At 61.2% G+C, this 16,823-nt stretch carries 12 protein-coding genes; 10 read left to right on the forward strand and 2 right to left on the reverse strand.

Annotated elements, in window-relative coordinates; translation table 11 throughout:
* Positions 1-40: 40 nt before the first annotated feature.
* The 4 genes from HJB82_RS03665 (at position 41) to exoR (ending at position 6,085) form a co-directional block, all read left to right on the forward strand.
* Positions 41-2,884, forward strand: a complete 2,844-nt coding sequence (locus HJB82_RS03665; protein WP_221116316.1) for a valine--tRNA ligase — start codon at positions 41-43, stop codon at positions 2,882-2,884.
* Positions 2,885-3,284: 400 nt separating this feature from the next.
* The gene (locus tag HJB82_RS03670) at positions 3,285-4,562 is read left to right on the forward strand and encodes an OmpP1/FadL family transporter (protein WP_207583959.1); all 1,278 of its coding nucleotides are present in this window, start codon (positions 3,285-3,287) and stop codon (positions 4,560-4,562) included.
* A 139-nt stretch (positions 4,563-4,701) separates the two neighbouring features.
* Positions 4,702-5,262, forward strand: a complete 561-nt coding sequence (locus tag HJB82_RS03675; protein ID WP_246762742.1) for a hypothetical protein — start codon at positions 4,702-4,704, stop codon at positions 5,260-5,262.
* A gap of 19 nt (positions 5,263-5,281) precedes the next feature.
* A complete protein-coding gene (exoR, locus tag HJB82_RS03680; protein ID WP_207583960.1) occupies positions 5,282-6,085 on the forward strand; it encodes an exopolysaccharide production regulator ExoR in 804 nt (267 codons plus the stop codon).
* Between the two features lie 17 nt (positions 6,086-6,102).
* Here exoR and xth read toward each other — a convergent pair whose 3' ends face one another.
* Both xth and erpA read right to left on the reverse strand, forming a co-directional pair.
* A complete protein-coding gene (gene xth, locus HJB82_RS03685; protein ID WP_207583961.1) occupies positions 6,103-6,894 on the reverse strand; it encodes an exodeoxyribonuclease III in 792 nt (263 codons plus the stop codon).
* Positions 6,895-7,125: 231 nt separating this feature from the next.
* Entirely contained in the window at positions 7,126-7,458 is a 333-nt protein-coding gene (erpA, locus tag HJB82_RS03690) for an iron-sulfur cluster insertion protein ErpA (protein ID WP_164009248.1), read from the reverse strand.
* A gap of 222 nt (positions 7,459-7,680) precedes the next feature.
* Here erpA and HJB82_RS03695 point away from each other — a divergent pair, with 222 nt between their 5' ends.
* From HJB82_RS03695 to scpB, 6 genes are all read left to right on the forward strand, one after another.
* A complete protein-coding gene (locus HJB82_RS03695; protein WP_207583962.1) occupies positions 7,681-8,898 on the forward strand; it encodes a deoxyguanosinetriphosphate triphosphohydrolase in 1,218 nt (405 codons plus the stop codon).
* A 64-nt stretch (positions 8,899-8,962) separates the two neighbouring features.
* On the forward strand, positions 8,963-10,720 hold the full coding sequence (gene argS / locus HJB82_RS03700; protein WP_221132664.1) for an arginine--tRNA ligase: 1,758 nt from the start codon (positions 8,963-8,965) through the stop codon (positions 10,718-10,720).
* Positions 10,721-10,781: 61 nt separating this feature from the next.
* Positions 10,782-14,051, forward strand: coding sequence for an SPOR domain-containing protein (locus HJB82_RS03705; RefSeq protein ID WP_221139596.1), 3,270 nt, complete (start codon positions 10,782-10,784; stop codon positions 14,049-14,051).
* A gap of 114 nt (positions 14,052-14,165) precedes the next feature.
* Positions 14,166-15,179, forward strand: a complete 1,014-nt coding sequence (gene nagZ, locus HJB82_RS03710; protein WP_221139597.1) for a beta-N-acetylhexosaminidase — start codon at positions 14,166-14,168, stop codon at positions 15,177-15,179.
* Between the two features lie 18 nt (positions 15,180-15,197).
* The gene (locus HJB82_RS03715; RefSeq protein ID WP_221116319.1) at positions 15,198-16,055 is read left to right on the forward strand and encodes a ScpA family protein; all 858 of its coding nucleotides are present in this window, start codon (positions 15,198-15,200) and stop codon (positions 16,053-16,055) included.
* On the forward strand, positions 16,052-16,768 hold the full coding sequence (scpB, locus tag HJB82_RS03720; protein ID WP_207583967.1) for an SMC-Scp complex subunit ScpB: 717 nt from the start codon (positions 16,052-16,054) through the stop codon (positions 16,766-16,768). The genes HJB82_RS03715 and scpB overlap by 4 nt, the downstream gene beginning before the upstream one ends.
* The last annotated feature ends 55 nt before the right edge of the window (positions 16,769-16,823 follow it).

A 16,823-nucleotide genomic window follows, 5' to 3' on the forward strand; every position in this document is an offset into this window, starting at 1 on the left:
TTTACAAACGCCATCCTCGAACCTCGAAATTGGTCAGAAAATGCTCGACAAGACCTATGATTCAGCTGCCGTCGAACCCAAAATCGCTGCAAAATGGGATGAGGACGACGCCTTCCGCGCCGGCGCGAACGCCAAGCCCGGGGCCGAGACCTTCACCATCGTCATCCCGCCGCCGAACGTTACCGGTTCGCTGCACATGGGCCATGCGCTCAACAACACGTTGCAGGACATCATGGTTCGCTTCGAGCGCATGCGCGGCAAGGACGTGCTCTGGCAGCCGGGCATGGACCATGCCGGCATCGCCACGCAGATGGTCGTCGAGCGCAAGCTGATGGAACAGCAGCTGCCCGGCCGCCGCGAAATGGGCCGCGACGCCTTCATCGACAAGGTCTGGGAGTGGAAGGCTGAATCGGGTGGCCTGATCTTCAACCAGCTGAAGCGCCTTGGTGCCTCATGCGACTGGTCGCGCGAACGCTTCACCATGGACGAGGGCCTGTCGAAGGCCGTCCTCGAAGTTTTCGTCACACTCTACAAGGAAGGCCTGATTTACAAGGACAAGCGCCTCGTCAATTGGGACCCCAAACTCCTGACTGCCATTTCCGACATGGAGGTCGAGCAGCACGAGGTAAAGGGCCATCTCTGGCATCTGCGCTATCCGCTAGAGCCGGGTGTCACCTACCAATATCCGATTGCATTCGACGAGGAAGGCAAGCCGACCGAATTCGAGACGCGTGACTATATTGTCGTCGCGACAACGAGGCCGGAGACGATGCTGGGTGATACCGGCATTGCCGTCAACCCCGAAGACGAGCGGTATGAATCGATCGTCGGCAAGCATGTCATCCTGCCGATCGTCGGCCGCAAGGTACCGATCGTCGCTGATTCCTATGCCGATCCGACGGCCGGCACGGGCGCGGTGAAGATCACGCCTGCGCATGATTTCAACGACTTCGAGGTCGGCAAACGCGCGAAGCTGCGTACCATCAATGTCATGAATGTCGATGCCACGATTACCATCAAGGAGAACGAGGACTTCCTCGAAGGTCTCGACAATCCGGCAGCGCTGCATGGCGCCTGGGACCGTCTGGAAGGACAGGACCGTTTCTTCGCGCGCAAGATCATCGTCGAGATTTTCGAAGAGGCCGGCCTCGTCGACAAGATCGAGCCGCACAAGCACATGGTGCCGCACGGCGACCGCGGCGGCGTGCCTATCGAGCCGCGGCTGACTGAACAATGGTTTGTCGACAACAAGACGTTGGGACAACCCGCGCTGGAATCCGTTCGCGAGGGAAGAACCAGGTTCATTCCCAGGAACTGGGAAAACACCTATTTCAACTGGCTGGAGAACATCGAGCCGTGGTGTATTTCTCGCCAGCTCTGGTGGGGGCATCAGATTCCCGCCTGGTATGGCCCGGACGGCCAGGTCTTTGTCGAACAGACAGAGGAAGAGGCGCTGCAGGCGGCGATCCAGCATTACCTCTCGCATGAAGGACCAATGAAGGCTTATGTCGAGGACCTGCTCGAAAACTTCAAGCCGGGCGAGATCCTGACGCGGGATGAGGACGTGCTCGACACATGGTTCTCCTCCGCGCTCTGGCCATTCTCGACACTCGGTTGGCCGGACGAAACGCCGGAACTCGCACGCTATTATCCGACGAGTGTTCTGGTCACCGGTTTCGATATCATCCCGTTCTGGGTCGTTCGCATGATGCAGATGGGCCTGCATTTCATGAAGGACGAGAATGGCGATCCTGTCGAACCCTTCCATACGATCTACATTCACGCGCTGGTGCGCGACAAGAATGGGCAGAAGATGTCGAAGTCCAAGGGCAACGTCATTGATCCCCTGGAACTGATCGATGAATATGGCGCCGACGCGCTGCGTTTCACGCTGGCGATCATGGCGGCGCAGGGCCGCGACGTGAAGCTCGATCCGGCCCGCATCGCCGGCTATCGCAACTTCGGCACAAAACTCTGGAACGCCACGCGCTTCGCCGAGATGAACGGTGTCAAGAGCGACCCGCATTTTGTGCCCGAGGCGGCCGAACTCACCATCAACCGCTGGATCCTGACGGAGCTTGCCCGTACGGAACGTGACGTTACGGAAGCGCTTGAAGCCTTCCGCTTCAACGATGCCGCCGGCGCGCTCTATCGCTTCGTCTGGAACGAGGTCTGCGACTGGTATCTCGAGCTCCTGAAGCCGGTCTTCAATGGTGAGGACGAGGGTGCCAAAGCCGAGGCCCAGGCCTGCAGCGCCTATATTCTCGAAGAGATCTACAAGCTGCTGCATCCCTTCATGCCCTTCATGACCGAAGAGCTTTGGGCCCATACGGCAGGCGAGGGCAAAGAGCGCGACACCTTGGTCTGCCATGCCGAATGGCCGTCGCCCTCCTATGCCGACGACGCGGCCGCCGACGAGATCAACTGGCTGATCGACCTCGTCTCCGGCATCCGCTCAGTACGCGCCGAAATGAACGTACCGCCGTCGGCGACAGCCCCGCTCGTCGTCGTCAAGGCCAACAACCTGACGCGCGAACGTCTGTTCCGCCATGACGCCGCCATCAAGCGGCTTGCCCGTGTCGAGGCAATATCGCTGGCCGACGATGCGCCGAAGGGGGCTGCTCAGATCGTCGTCGCGGAGGCTACCATCTGCCTGCCGCTCGGCAATCTGATCGACCTTTCCGCCGAAAAGGCCCGACTCGAAAAGGCGATCGCCAAAATGGAAGGTGAGATTTCGCGCATCAACGGCAAACTCTCCAACGAGAAGTTCGTCGCCAACGCCAATCCCGAAGTGGTCGAGGCCGAACGCGAGCGCCTCGACGAGCTGAAGGGCCAGATCGCCAGCTTGAACACTGCCCTCTCCAGGGTAAGCGAAGCCGGGTAAGGTTCATCGCCCGTTTTGGTATTTTATTTCAAAGGCGCGTCCCTCCTCGGGCGCGTCTTTTTCATTGGTTTCGGCGCGCGTGATTCGGCCTGAAAGCGGCTGATTTCAGGCGCTGAGCCTGTGGATTACGGCTGGACGGACCTCCTGGGGGTGAAAACTGCCACTGTTGTCGGATTGATACAGCTTCTGCAATGTTTGGAATGAAAACCCAAAAGCCCATCTTAAAACCGATAACGTGGGAATAAAATTTTATTAACCAGATTTTTTGACGTGTCCGTCAATTTCTTTACGTAAGCTAGTCGCTGCAATGCCTGGAAGCGCTGCCGTGGCGCGCGTTGCCATGTCGAGCGAACACTTACTAGAGTGACGTGACATCAATTGCTGGAGTGGGGGAGACACAATGGCATCGCGTAGGTTTTCCAAGGGCGTAACGTCGCTCGTTCTTTTTTCGTCGCTTGCATCGCCGTCCTTCGCCGGCGGTCTGGAGCGCGGCGGATACAATATCGACCTTCTCTTCGACAATTCGCGGTTCTCGGTGCAATCCGGTGCGACCTATGTCATGCCGCAGCGCAGGCTGACGAACGTCAAGGACACCAAAGCCTCGGACGGCCTCGGCACCAACGGCATCGGCGGTGGTTCGACCACAGCGGATGAGACGGAGGATTACTGGGTCCCCTATCTCGGGGTAAAGGTTGGTTTCGGAGACGCCATCGACTGCTTGGGCGATTATTCAACGCCCTTCGGCGCACACACCAATCCCGGCACTGATTGGCTGGGCGTCAACAACAACATCGAAACCAAGATCAGCACCCGCAACTACGGTGCCACTTGCTCCTATCGTTTCGACATGGGTCCCGGACAGCTTCGCCTGATCGGTGGCGGATTCTACCAGACGGTCGAGGGGTTCAAGACGCGCCTCGTCGCCCCGATCACCACTCTGCCGGCCGCACTAATCTATGACGGCACTGGCCGTCTGGACCTTGCCGACCAGGCTTGGGGATGGCGGGCGGGCGTCGCCTACGAAATCCCGGAATATGCCTTTCGCGCCAGCCTGGTCTATAACAGCAAGGTCAAGTATGACGATCTCACGGGCACGGTCGACTTGACCGAGGTGCCGAAGGCCGTCAGTCCCACCAATCCCTACCTCGGTATCGTCACGCCCGTCTACGGTTCGGCCGAAGCGCCCGATTCCGTCGAGTTGAAGCTGCAGAGCGGCATTGCCCCCGACTGGCTTGCCTTCGGTTCGGTCAAGTGGACGAACTGGAGCGTGCTTCAGTCGATCGCCTTCTGCCCGAAGGCCACCAAGGGCGTCGTCGCCTGCAACGCCGGCAGCCAACTCACCTCGCTCGACCTCTTGTATCGCGACGGCTGGACGATCAGCGGCGGCGTCGGCCACAAGTTCAACGACCAATGGGCAGGCGCCCTCAGCCTGACCTGGGATCGCGGCACAAGCCAGGGCTACGGCGCCCAAACCGACACGTGGACGCTTGGCGCAGGTGTTTCCTATACGCCGGTCGAAAACGTCGAATGGCGTCTGGCCGGTGCGCTCGGCATCATGACCGCCGGTGAATCCGGCACCTTCGTCTATAACGGCAAGACTTACGGCGACGACGTCTCTTATTCCTTCGGCGACGATCTGGTGGCGGCGCTTTCCACCAGCGTAAAGATCAAGTTCTGACCCTGCGTCCCAAGTAGAGGTTTGAGAGCCCGGCAGTCTGCCGGGCTTTTTTTGAGCACTCCGTAAGACAAATGGACGTTCTGATTTGTGACGATTCAGCAACACTTTTTTACGACGATTGCCGTAAGGTGGCAGCGGGGTGAAATTGTCCATTTCCCGCCACAAAGAGGGCGCAGCGCTATTTGCGGGCAAGGTGATGGGCAGGCTTACGGTGCGTGTAAATAGTAGCATGGGTCGATTTTTTTCCGGCAACAACAGATCGCGCGATACGATTGGCAACAATCGTTTGATTGCGGCCGTTTCGCTTTCTGCACAAGGCTGTTGCGACCGCCAATCCGGTCTCACGGCGGCGCCGTCGAGCCGTTCTTTGTTGTCGTTTTCGGCCCGCTCGGATGAGCGGCACGGCTTTCCTGGAGATGTCGATACCGGTTTCGTCACATTTGTTGTTTACGATTATGGTGAAGGCGGGAAGGCGGATGCCGCAACTGTCGAAAGCCTGCCACGGAGATTGCTGTCGGGCCATGCCGTGAGCCGGGTGGTTCTGAATGATGCGCTGAAAATTCGGCCTTCGAGAGAGGGCCAGTGGGCTGGATGCGACGCGGGCAAAGGAGCCATGGAGCTCGCCGCGGGATCGCTCGCCTCGAAGAAATACATCCGCGGAATGCACAGCGCGAGCGCCGCTGCTTCCTGCCTGCGATGAGCGAAAGAAATCGGTTGAAATGGTGACGTCCGAGTTCAGACTGTTCAAATTCATGCTGATGGGCATGTCGATGGCCGTAGCGCTGGCGCTGTCCGGCCCGGTCCGCGCATTTGACATCAAGGCGGGCGTCAGCAAGGAATCCGGACCCTTCGACCTCTTCAAGTTCGGCTTCAAGGCCTATAAGAACGGACAGAAGGAAGAGGCGGTCGAAGCCTATAAATACGCTGCTGAAAAGGGGCACACCGGCTCACGCTGGGCGCTCGCCAATATGTATGCCGATGGCGACGGTGTCACGCAGGATGATTTCGAAGCCTTCAAGATTTACAGCGAAATCGCCCAGCAGGGCGTCGAACCGGGCTCGGAAGATACCGGCTTCTTTGTCAACGCGCTGCTGTCGCTCGCCAATTATTACAAACACGGCATATCAGGCAGTCCGGTCCGGATCGACCTCAGCCAGGCGCGCCAGCTTTATTTTCAGGTGGCCTCCACCTTTGGCGTCCCCGAGGCGCAGTTCCAGCTGGCGCAGATGATGCTGGCCGGCGAGGGCGGCAATTCCAGCCCGCAGCAGGCGAAGAAATGGCTGAACCAGGCCCGCAAGAGCGGTCACCCAGGCGCCATGGCGGTCTTCGGCAATATTCTTTTCGACGAGGGCCAGACGGCCCGCGGCCTGGCGCTGATGACGGCCGCGCTCGACCGCTGCAAGCCCAAGGATTGCAGCTGGATGGAAGCGCTGCAGGAACAGGCCTTCTCCGTTGCCAATGAGGCCGACCGCCGCACGGCGGTATCCCTCTCGCACAGCATCGCAACTAGCTCCGACGACTAGTATCAAGGCGAAAAGCCTCAGGCCGTGAAATCGAAATAAGCGATGACCGGTACGTGGTCGGACGGCTTTTCCCAGGCCCGCACGTGTTTTTCGATTGCAGCCGACGTCATCCGGTCGGCGGCCTCAGGCGACAGCAGCAGATGATCGATGCGGATGCCGTTGTTCTTCGGCCATGCGCCGGCTTGATAATCCCAGAAGGAATAGAGCTGCGTCGCATCCGTCGTCACGCGCACGGCATCCGTCAGCCCGAGATTTTCGAGCCGGCGGAACGCCTCCCGCGTCTGCGGCAGAAACAGCGCATCGCTTTCCCAGACCTTGGGATCGAAGCAGTCGTGCGGTTCCGGGATGACATTGTAATCGCCGGCAAGGACCAGCATCTCCTCATAGGCCAGCCGCTCGGCTGCAAACGTCCGCAGGCGCTCCATCCAGGCGAGCTTGTAGGGATATTTTTCCGTGTCGACAGGATTGCCGTTCGGCAGGTAGAGGCAGCAGACGCGCAGGATACGTGTGTCGGGCAGGGTGAACACCGCTTCGATGAAGCGGGATTGTTCGTCCAGCGGATCGCCGGGCAGGCCGCGGTTCACTTCGGAAGGTGAACTCTTCGAGAGAATGGCCACACCGTTGAAGCCCTTCTGACCGTGCGTCTCGACGTGATAACCGAGCGCCTCGATCTCGAGCCTTGGAAAACCTTCGTCGACCGTTTTGATCTCCTGCAGGCAAACGATATCCGGATCGGAATCCTTGAGCCATTGCGTAAGATTGTCGATGCGCGCCTTGACGCCATTGATGTTCCAGGTCGCGATCTTCATGGCTCTGTCCCGTTGCGCATAATGCATGTCGCCCAGAAATGTGCAGCGGTTCTGGATAACGGCATGCATAAAAACAAAAGAACTAAAGCGCGCCGCATGAATCAGCTTCGAGGCGGTGCGCTTTAGTGCGCTTCTTTTATCGTGGTCTTTCGTCGTCGGACAAGACGGTAAACCGGCCGAAAGCATTATCTTCGGCCGGTTCGATGGGGAGAACGCAGTGCGTTCGGATCTTCAGATCGAGAAGCTGGTGCCACAACCGCAGCTTGCCACTGCGTTCGGGTTCTTGATCTGGAAGGATTGACCGAGCAGATTGTCGACGAAGTCGATCTCGGAACCCGCCATGTAGACGAGCGAAAGGCTGTCGATCAGCACCTTGGCATTGTTCTTTTCGACGACGACGTCGTCGTCATCAGCGCTGTCGGCAAGGTCGAACTTGTAGGAAAAGCCCGAGCAGCCGCCGCCTTCGACGGAGACGCGCAGCGCGCTCTTGCCGGCCTCGGCGCCGACGATCGCAGCGATACGCTTTGCTGCGGCATCTGAAAGGGTTACACTCGTATCCGTCATGTTTCCTCCTGCCGGGGTCAAGATCCGGAGAGAATGGGTTTTGGCACTCGAATATTCAAATGCCTGATATCAAACAAACTTATCATGATCTTCGTAAAAAGGCCATGATGCGCCGAGGTGGTTGAGAAAGCACCTCTTTGCCGTTTCTTCGGGCTATAGGTATGAAGAGCGCAAAGCGGCGTCAATGGGCAGATGCGGCAACATGCAGGATGACGGTGAACAATGACGATCGATAGGCGTGCTTTGGGTTTCGGCAGCGGTGAAAGGGCGGTCTATGCGGCCGACCCCTGGACGACGCGCGGACGGCTTTATCAGGAGGATGAAAGCCCGACGCGCTCCGACTTCCAGCGCGACCGTGACCGCATCGTCCATACCACCGCCTTCCGACGGCTGAAGCACAAGACCCAGGTCTTCATCGCTCAGGACGGCGATCATTACCGTACCCGGCTCACGCACACGATCGAGGTGGCGCAGATTGCCCGCGCGCTCGCCCGCGCCCTGAAGCTCGACGAGGATCTGGCCGAGGGCGTGGCGCTCGTGCACGATTTCGGCCACACGCCGTTCGGTCATACCGGCGAGGACGCGCTGCACGAGGTGCTGCTGCCCTATGGCGGCTTCGACCACAATGCACAATCGCTGCGCATCGTGACCAAGCTGGAGCGGCGTTATGCCGAATTCGACGGCATCAACCTGACATGGGAAAGCCTCGAAGGTCTGGTCAAGCACAATGGTCCGCTGCTGACGCCCGAAGGTGTCGGCACGCGCGGTCCCGTTCCACAGCCGATCCTCGATTATTGCGAGCTGCACGATCTCGAGCTTGCAACCTATGCCAGCCTCGAGGCCCAAGTCGCGGCGATCGCCGACGACATCGCCTATAACACCCACGATATCGACGACGGCCTGCGCTCCGGCTACCTGACTTTCGATATGCTGGAGGAAATCCCGTTTCTCGCCGGGCTGATGGCCGAGGTCAGGGCGCGATACCCGCATCTGGAGCCGAGCCGCTTCACCCATGAGATCATGCGCCGGCAGATCACCCGCATGGTCGAAGACGTGATCGGCGTCGCGCAGGCACGCCTTTCCCTGCTGCGGCCCGAGAGCGCAGCCGACATTCGCGGTGCCGACCGGGTTATCGCCACGTTTTCCGATCACATGGCCGAGACCGACAGGCTGATCAAGGCGATGCTCTTCAAACGTATCTACCGCAATCCCGATATCATGCGCATCCGTGCGGGTGCGGCGCAGATCGTCACCGATCTCTTTGCCGCCTACATGGCCAATCCCAAGGAGATGCAGAGCCACTACTGGGTCGATCATATCGCCGGCCTGTCGGATGCGCCGAAGGCCCGCCATGTCGGCGATTATCTCGCCGGCATGACCGACACCTATGCGATCAGCGCCCACAGGCGATTGTTTGACCAGACTCCGGATTTGCGATAGGCAGCGGTCGCCCCGCCGAAGGCCGATTTAAGCCTTTGGCACAGCCTATGCATGGAAGAGTGTGATGAACCTTTTTACCGACTTCGAAGCCAGGATCAAAACCGCCCTTGAACAGATCGATCTGGTCAGGGAAAAGCGATCCGAGCTCGATTTCGGCCGCATCGCCGTCGAGCCGCCACGTGACGCGAGCCATGGCGATGTCGCGACCAATGCCGCCATGGTGCTGGCAAAACCGCTCGGAACCAACCCGCGCGCGCTGGCCGACATCATCATCGCCAAGCTCAGGGAGGATGCCGACATCGCCGAGGTTTCGGTCGCCGGCCCGGGTTTCATCAACATCCGTCTGGCCGTCGGCTACTGGCAGCGGCTGCTCGCTGCGATGATCGGCGCCAGCATCGATTACGGCCGCTCGACGCTTGGTGAGGGCCGGAAGGTCAACGTCGAATATGTCTCGGCCAATCCGACCGGCCCGATGCATGTCGGCCATTGCCGCGGTGCCGTCGTCGGTGATGCGCTCGCCAACCTGCTCGCCTTTGCTGGTTACGACGTCGAGAAGGAATACTATATCAACGATGCCGGCTCGCAGATCGACGTGCTCGCCCGTTCGGTTTTCCTGCGCTATCGCGAAGCGCTCGGCGAAAAGATCGGCGAAATTCCCTCGGGTCTCTATCCAGGCGACTATCTCGTGCCCGTCGGCCAGTCGCTTGCCGCCGATTACGGCGTACGGCTGCACAACATGCCGGAAGACCAATGGATGCCGATCGTCAAGGATCGCACCATCGATGCGATGATGGTGATGATCCGCGAAGACCTGGCGGCGCTGAACGTCCATCATGACGTCTTCTTCTCCGAGCGCACGCTGCATGCCCATGGTGCAGCCGCGATCCGCACGGCGATTAACGACCTGACCTTCAAGGGCTATGTCTACAAAGGCACGCTGCCGCCACCGAAGGGACAACTGCCTGAGGATTGGGAGGATCGCGAACAGACGCTGTTCCGCTCGACCGAAGTCGGTGACGATATCGACCGGCCACTGATCAAGTCGGATGGCTCCTACACCTATTTCGCCGCCGACGTCGCCTACTTCAAGAACAAGTTCGACCGCGGTTTCGACGAGATGATCTATGTGCTTGGCGCCGACCATGGCGGCTACGTCAAGCGCCTGGAAGCGGTTGCACGTGGCGTTTCGGACGGTAAGGCGAAACTGACGGTGCTGCTCTGCCAGCTCGTCAAGCTCTATCGCAACGGCGAGCCGGTGAAGATGTCGAAGCGCTCGGGCGATTTCGTTACGCTTCGGGAAGTGGTCGAGGAGGTCGGTCGTGATTCGGTGCGTTTCATGATGCTTTATCGCAAGAATTCCGAGCCGCTCGACTTCGATTTCGCCAAAGTGACGGAACAGTCGAAAGATAATCCGGTTTTTTACGTGCAATATGCGCATGCCCGCTGCATGTCGGTCTTCCGGCAGGCGAGGGAGGCTTTTGGCGACCTCGATGTTTCGGCCGCCGAACTGGCGCAAACCGTTGCAGGCATTGGCGATCCGGCCGAATTGCAGCTCGTCGCCAAGCTCGCCGAATTCCCGCGGATCGTCGAGGCTGCAGCCCAGTCACAGGAGCCGCATCGGGTCGCTTTTTACCTCTACGACCTCGCTAGTTCTTTCCATGCGCACTGGAACAAAGGTAAAGATCAACCGGAATTACGATTTGTTAATGATAAAAACCGAGAATCAACTATTGCCAGACTTGGGCTGGTGTACGCCGTCGCGTCGGTTTTGAAGTCGGGACTTGCCATTACAGGCACTGCCGCACCGGACGAAATGCGATAACGTCACCATTTCCCCACAATGCGCTGGCAATTCAGAGTTGGCGTTTGCGAGTGGGATAGGCATGGCTGATAAACAACTTGCGTATGATACGCGCGGAAAAGATGACCTGTTTGCCGACGATGATCCGTTGGCCGAACTTGCCCGTATCGTCGGCTTCGAACCCCGTGTTGCAGCAAACACGATAACCGAGCCCGCGCGGCAGGAGCCCGCCCTCGATCTCGAGGACGAGCTTGGCCGCGAGTTCGACCGTTACGATTCGCCACGTCCGCTCGCAGAGCTCGACCGGCCAGCCGAGCCGATCTCTGACGACGTCATCCCCGAAGATTACATTGAGCCCGTTCTCGATGTTTCTCCGGCTGCCGAGAGGCCGGAGGTTGCAGAGCCGGTTTCCGTCGCCTCCGTTGAGGCTGAGGAAGCAACTGTGCCTGCAGCAAGCAACTGGGATGCACCCGCCGCCGACCCGGCGGCTTGGCCGCAGCAGCTTTCCGTCGAGCCCGCTTTCGAGACGCCGGTGCAATCGGCTATCGGCGGTGCCCGCGACCTGATCGAGGAGCTTGAGCTGTCGATCGGTGCTGCTCCGGTCTCTTCGCTGCCGCAGCCCGCCAAGGCGCCGCAGTGGTCGGCCGCCAGCATCAGGTTGCCGCTTGCCAATTTCCACGCCGCGAAACGCGAGGAATCGGTTGTTCCGCCGAAGCCCGAACCTGTGGTCGAAGCAGCCGCAACGCCGGTGGCTGAAGCGCATTCCGCCGATCTGCCCGCTGCAGAGCCGCAGCCCGTAATCGAGCAGTCCGCCCCCGCCGTCGAGCAGTTGGCCCCCACCGTCACTGCCGAGCCGTCCGAGGAATTCGAATCCGCGTCTCCGTCGCTCGGCTTCCCCGCCGAGCTCGATCGCCACGACGACGTGATCGCGTCGGAAGAGGTTGCCGAGGTCGAGGACTTCGTCGAAATCGAAGACGATCTGGAAGATTTCGGGTCCGACGCCGGTTTCGATCTCATTGCCGCCGCCGTCGAAGGCGAGATCCAGGCCGATGCCGCGCTGACCGAGGTCGTGCCCGACGTTCCGCACACTGCCGGCACTTTCGATCTTGACGATCTGCTCGCCGACGTCTCGCGTTATCCGGTACCGCAACGCCCCAATCCGGCGACGGTTTCGCCGCAGGCCGAATCGATCGAGGCAGCCCCCGTTGCCGCTGCATTTGTCCAGCCGCAAGTGATCGCGCCGGCACCGGTCGCCGCGGCTGCCGTTGGGCCTGCTCCGGTCGAGCCGGCTCCGGTCTATGCTGCTGAAGCCGTAACGGTCGCGCCGCAGCTTGCCGAGGTCGCTGCACCTCGGCCTGCCGCGACGGCATATTCGCGGGCACCGCAACCTGTACCGGAAGCCGACGATCCCTTCGCCGGCCATGATTTCGAGCTGGATCTTGCCGGCATCGAGCTGGAACTCGCCGATCTCGATTTCTCCGAACCGCCAGAGCTGGCTCCGGCTGAGCCCGCGCCGCAACTGGAGCTGGCAGTCCGTGCTCCCGAGCAGGTCGCTGCCGTCTCGCCTCGGCCCGCCGCCGTTTTTGCGCCTGAGCCACAAATTCCTGCTTTCCAGCAGGCGGCTTCCGCCCCTGCACGGCCCGCTCCGGCTGTCGTTGCTGAGACCCACGTTCGGGCTCAGGCTCAGGTTCCAACTCCGGCTCCGGCCTTCAACTGGACGCCTGTCGCTGACTCGACCGAAGACTTGCCGTTTGATCCGGCGATGATCTCCGATCCGGAGGATCGTCCTGAGGCTGTCGAGGACATGCACGTGCCGGCGCTACCGCCGGTCGAGCAGCCAGCTCCGGTCGCGAAAACTCAGGATTTCGATTTCGATCTCGACGCGGAGATCGCGAGCTTCTTCGAACCGGCCAAGCCGCGGGAAAACCCGGCGCCGGCCACGGATACGGCTGCCGCAGCGGCAAAGGTGGTCAAGCCCACCATCGCCGATGGCCTCGATGATTTCGAACGGGCGCTGGAGGAGGATTTCCGCCGCAGCGTGCGCGAGCCGGTCGAGCGCCGCGAAACCTCCGAAGTTCGGATTGAATCGGCAAGCCAGGCGGCTGATTTCAGCCGGGCCCGGTCGATGCGCCGGCTGCTTGCCGGAGCCGTCGTGCTCGTGGTCTTCGCCGGCGTCGGTTACGGTGTCTATTCCTCCGTCTGGAACGGCGAGGGGCTCGGCATCGTCGCATCGGGCGAGCCGCGCGTGATCGCTGCGGACAAGGAGCCGGTCAAGGTCGTTCCGGAAAATCCCGGCGGCAAGACCGTGCCGAACCAGGACAAGGCGGTCTACGACCGTGTTGCCGGTTCTGCCGAGGAGCCGAAGCAGAAGGCGTTGGTTTCTTCCGACGAGGCACCGGTCGATGTCGTCCAGCGCACGCTGACACCGGAAGCGCTGCCTGAGGACGACGAGAACGCCAACCCGAGTGATCAGGTCACACCGACCGCAGTCGGTGAGACGGAGGATCCGCGGCTGCTGCCGAACCAGGACAATGCCGAAAACGCGCCCGCTAGCGATGCCGACAAGGCGCCGTCCGTTTCGCCGCGCAAGGTCCGCACGATGATCGTCAAGCCCGATGGCACGCTGGTCGCCCGCGAGGAACCAGCAGCCGTCGACCAGCCGGCTGCCCCGGTGACATCGTCTGCTCAGCCGATGCCGGCGTTGACGGCCCCGTCGGCGCAATCGGCTTCGCCCGTGCCGCCGGTAGGCGGAACGGCCGTAAGCTTCCCGTCAAGCGCCGAGGTTGCTTCCGCCGATGCTCGTTCTGCAGCACCTGCCGAAACGACGCCGGCACAGCCGCCGCTGACAGGTGGCGCCGACACGCAGGCTGCAAATCCCGCCCCGGTCCAACCGCCGGTGCGCCCGGTCAAGACCGGGGCGATGACCGATACCGCTCCGGTTCCGATCGCCCGTCCGGCCGAGCAGCCCGTCAACGTTGTCGGCACCGTGACCGAGAAGGGCAATGTCCGACCGCCGGCACAGCAGCCGAAGCCGGCACAGCAGCCGAAGACGACTGAGGTCGCGGCCGCAACACCGGTCGCCGCTCAGCCGCAGCAGGCCGCGTCCGCCGGCGGCTACGGCATCCAGATCGCCTCATTGCCGTCGCAAGACGAGGCGACCAAATCCTATGCCAACCTGTCGAAGAAATTCGCCGGTGTGCTTGGTGGCCGCGCACATGAGATCCGCAAGGCCGATATCGCCGGCAAGGGCACTTTCTACCGTGTCCGTATTCCTGCCGGTTCCAAGGACGAGGCCGCAGCGCTCTGCGAACAGTATCGCGCAGCGGGCGGCAGCTGCCTGATCTCCAAGTAGTCTCGGGTTTGAATGGAATAACAAGAGCGGCGGGCCGGATCGGTCCGCCGCTCTTTTTTGTGCATCGCTTTCGACCTTGCTCGCATTTGGCCGGGCGCCGTCTATGATTCTCAAATGACCGAATCAAAAGCGATGATCCTTGGCTGCAGTGGCCTTTCCCTCACATCCGAAGAGAAAGCCTTCTATCGGGGCGAACGGCCCTGGGGCTTCATCCTCTTCGGGCGCAACATCTCGGAGGCAGGTCAGATTACCGATCTTGTCGCCGAACTGCGTGACAGCGTCGGCTGGCATGCACCGGTGCTGATCGACCAGGAGGGCGGCCGTGTCCAGCGCATCCGGCCACCCATTCTCAAGCGTTATCCCTCAGGCCGGGAACTCGGCGATCTCTATCGCCGCGACCCAGGGCTCGGCCTGCGCGCCGCATGGGCGATGTCGCGGCTGCACGCCTTCGACCTTTCGAGCCTCGGCATCGATGTCGATTGTCTGCCGGTGCTCGATGTGCCGGTCGAGGGCAGCAGCAATGTCATCGGCGACCGCGCCTATGGCGGCGATCTCGAGACCGTCATCGCGATGGGCCGGGCGGCTGCCGAGGGGCTGAAGGCCGGCGGCCTGTTGCCGGTGATGAAGCATGTTCCCGGCCACGGCCGCGGCTTTGCGGACTCACATCTGGAACTTCCTGTCGTCACCGTCTCGCGCGATGAGTTGGAAGCCCATGACTTCCCACCCTTCGTCGCGATGAAAGACGAGTTGATGGCGATGACCTGCCACGTCGTCTTCACCGCCATCGATCCCGATAATCCGGCGACAACGTCGCGCAAAGTGACCGACGGTATCATCCGCGAGCATATCGGCTTTACCGGTCTGCTGCTCTCCGACGACAGCTCGATGAATGCTCTTTCCGGCACGATCGGTCAACGGGCGGCGAATATCATTGCAGGCGGATGCGATATCGTGCTGCATTGCAACGGCCATATGGACGCGATGCGCGAGGTCGTGGCAAATGTTCCGCAGATCGCCGGTCAATCGCTTGTCCGCGCAAAAGCGGTGGAGGCGGGCTTCACGGCAGCAGATGCCGCCGACGAAGCGGAATTGAGGGCAGAATTCGAGGCGATGTTTGCGACGGTCTGATTGTAGAGGAGCAGGGTGGTGAACACGGTCAAGGGCACGGAGCGTTCGCAGGCGGCAACGCCGATGGACAAGCTGTGGCAGGAAAATGGTGCCGAGCGCGCCAGCCACGAGCCGGCGTTGGTGATCGATGTCGCCGGCTTTGAAGGCCCGCTCGACCTGTTGCTCTATCTTGCCCGCAACCAGAAGGTTGATCTGTCGCGCATTTCGGTGCTGGCGCTTGCCGAGCAATATCTGCAGTTCGTCGAAAGCGCCCGGCGCATCCGCATCGAGCTTGCCGCCGACTATCTCGTCATGGCAGCCTGGCTCGCCTTTCTGAAGTCGAGGCTGCTCATTCCCCAGCAGGCCAAGGATGACGGTCCTTCCGGCGAGGAACTGGCGGCAACGCTCGCCTTCCGGCTGAAACGCCTCGAAGCCATGCGCCAGGCTGCGGAAGGCCTCGTCAACCGCAACCGTCTCGGCCGCGACATCTTCATGCGCGGCGCGCCCGAGCATATTCCCGACCGGCAGCAATCCGCTTATGCGGCCAGCCTCTACGATCTGTTGACCGCCTATGCGGCGCTGCGCCAGCGCAATGCGGTCACCCATGTGACGATCGAGAGACGCAGCGTCTGGTCGCTGACAGATGCCCGCGAATTGCTGACCCAGATGATCGGCGAGGTCGGCGACTGGACAGCGATGGAGCATTATCTGCTGCGCTATCTCGCAGCGCCCGAGGAACGCGTCACGGCGATCGCTAGCGCTTTTGCCGCCTCGCTAGAGCTGGTGCGCGAGGGCAAGTTGGAAATCCGCCAGGACGGCGCCTTTCAGCCGTTATACATGCGCCGCGGTCCCAAACACGCCACGCTGCAGGTGGTGGAGCAGGAGCAGCCGGCTTGATCGATCCGAAGAGTGATGAGGATTTCGAGGACGATTTCGAAGGCAGGGGCCGCGACTTGCAGGCGGAGATCGAGGCAGAGCGCATCGCCGAGGCGCTGGTCTTCGCTTCCTCGCAGCCGGTTTCCGAGAGCTTCCTGGCTGAGCGTCTGGCTGAGAATGCTGACGTGCGCGCAATCATGCTGCGTCTGAAAGCGCAATATGCGCCGCGCGGCGTCAACCTCGTGCAGATCGAGGGCGCCTGGGCCTTCCGCACCGCGGCCGATCTGTCCTTTGTCATCCGCCGCGATGAAAACGAGGTGAAGAAGCTGTCGCGCGCCGCACTGGAAGTGCTGGCGATCATTGCCTATCACCAGCCGGTGACCCGGGCCGAAATCGAGGATATCCGCGGCGTTCAGACCTCGCGCGGCACGCTCGACGTGCTGATGGAAGCCGGCTGGGTGCGGTTTCGCGGCCGCCGGCGCACGCCGGGCCGGCCAGTGACACTGGGCACGACACGCGATTTCCTCGACCATTTCGGTCTCGAGGAACTGCGTGACCTGCCCGGTCTCGAAGAATTGAAGGGAGCGGGCTTGCTGTCAGGCCGGATTCCGGCGAATTTCAATATTCCCTCGCCGTTGATGAACGACGAACTGACCGAGGACGAGGACCCGATAACCCAGATGGACCTCGAGGAACTGGGGTTGCTGGCGCCGCGCGGCGCCTCCGAAGATTGAGGGGCTTGCGTCTTGCTTTTGCCATGCATGGCGAAAACAATGGGGGCCGCCACTT

Source organism: Rhizobium sp. NZLR10 (assembly GCF_019685125.1).
Lineage (GTDB): Bacteria > Pseudomonadota > Alphaproteobacteria > Rhizobiales > Rhizobiaceae > Rhizobium.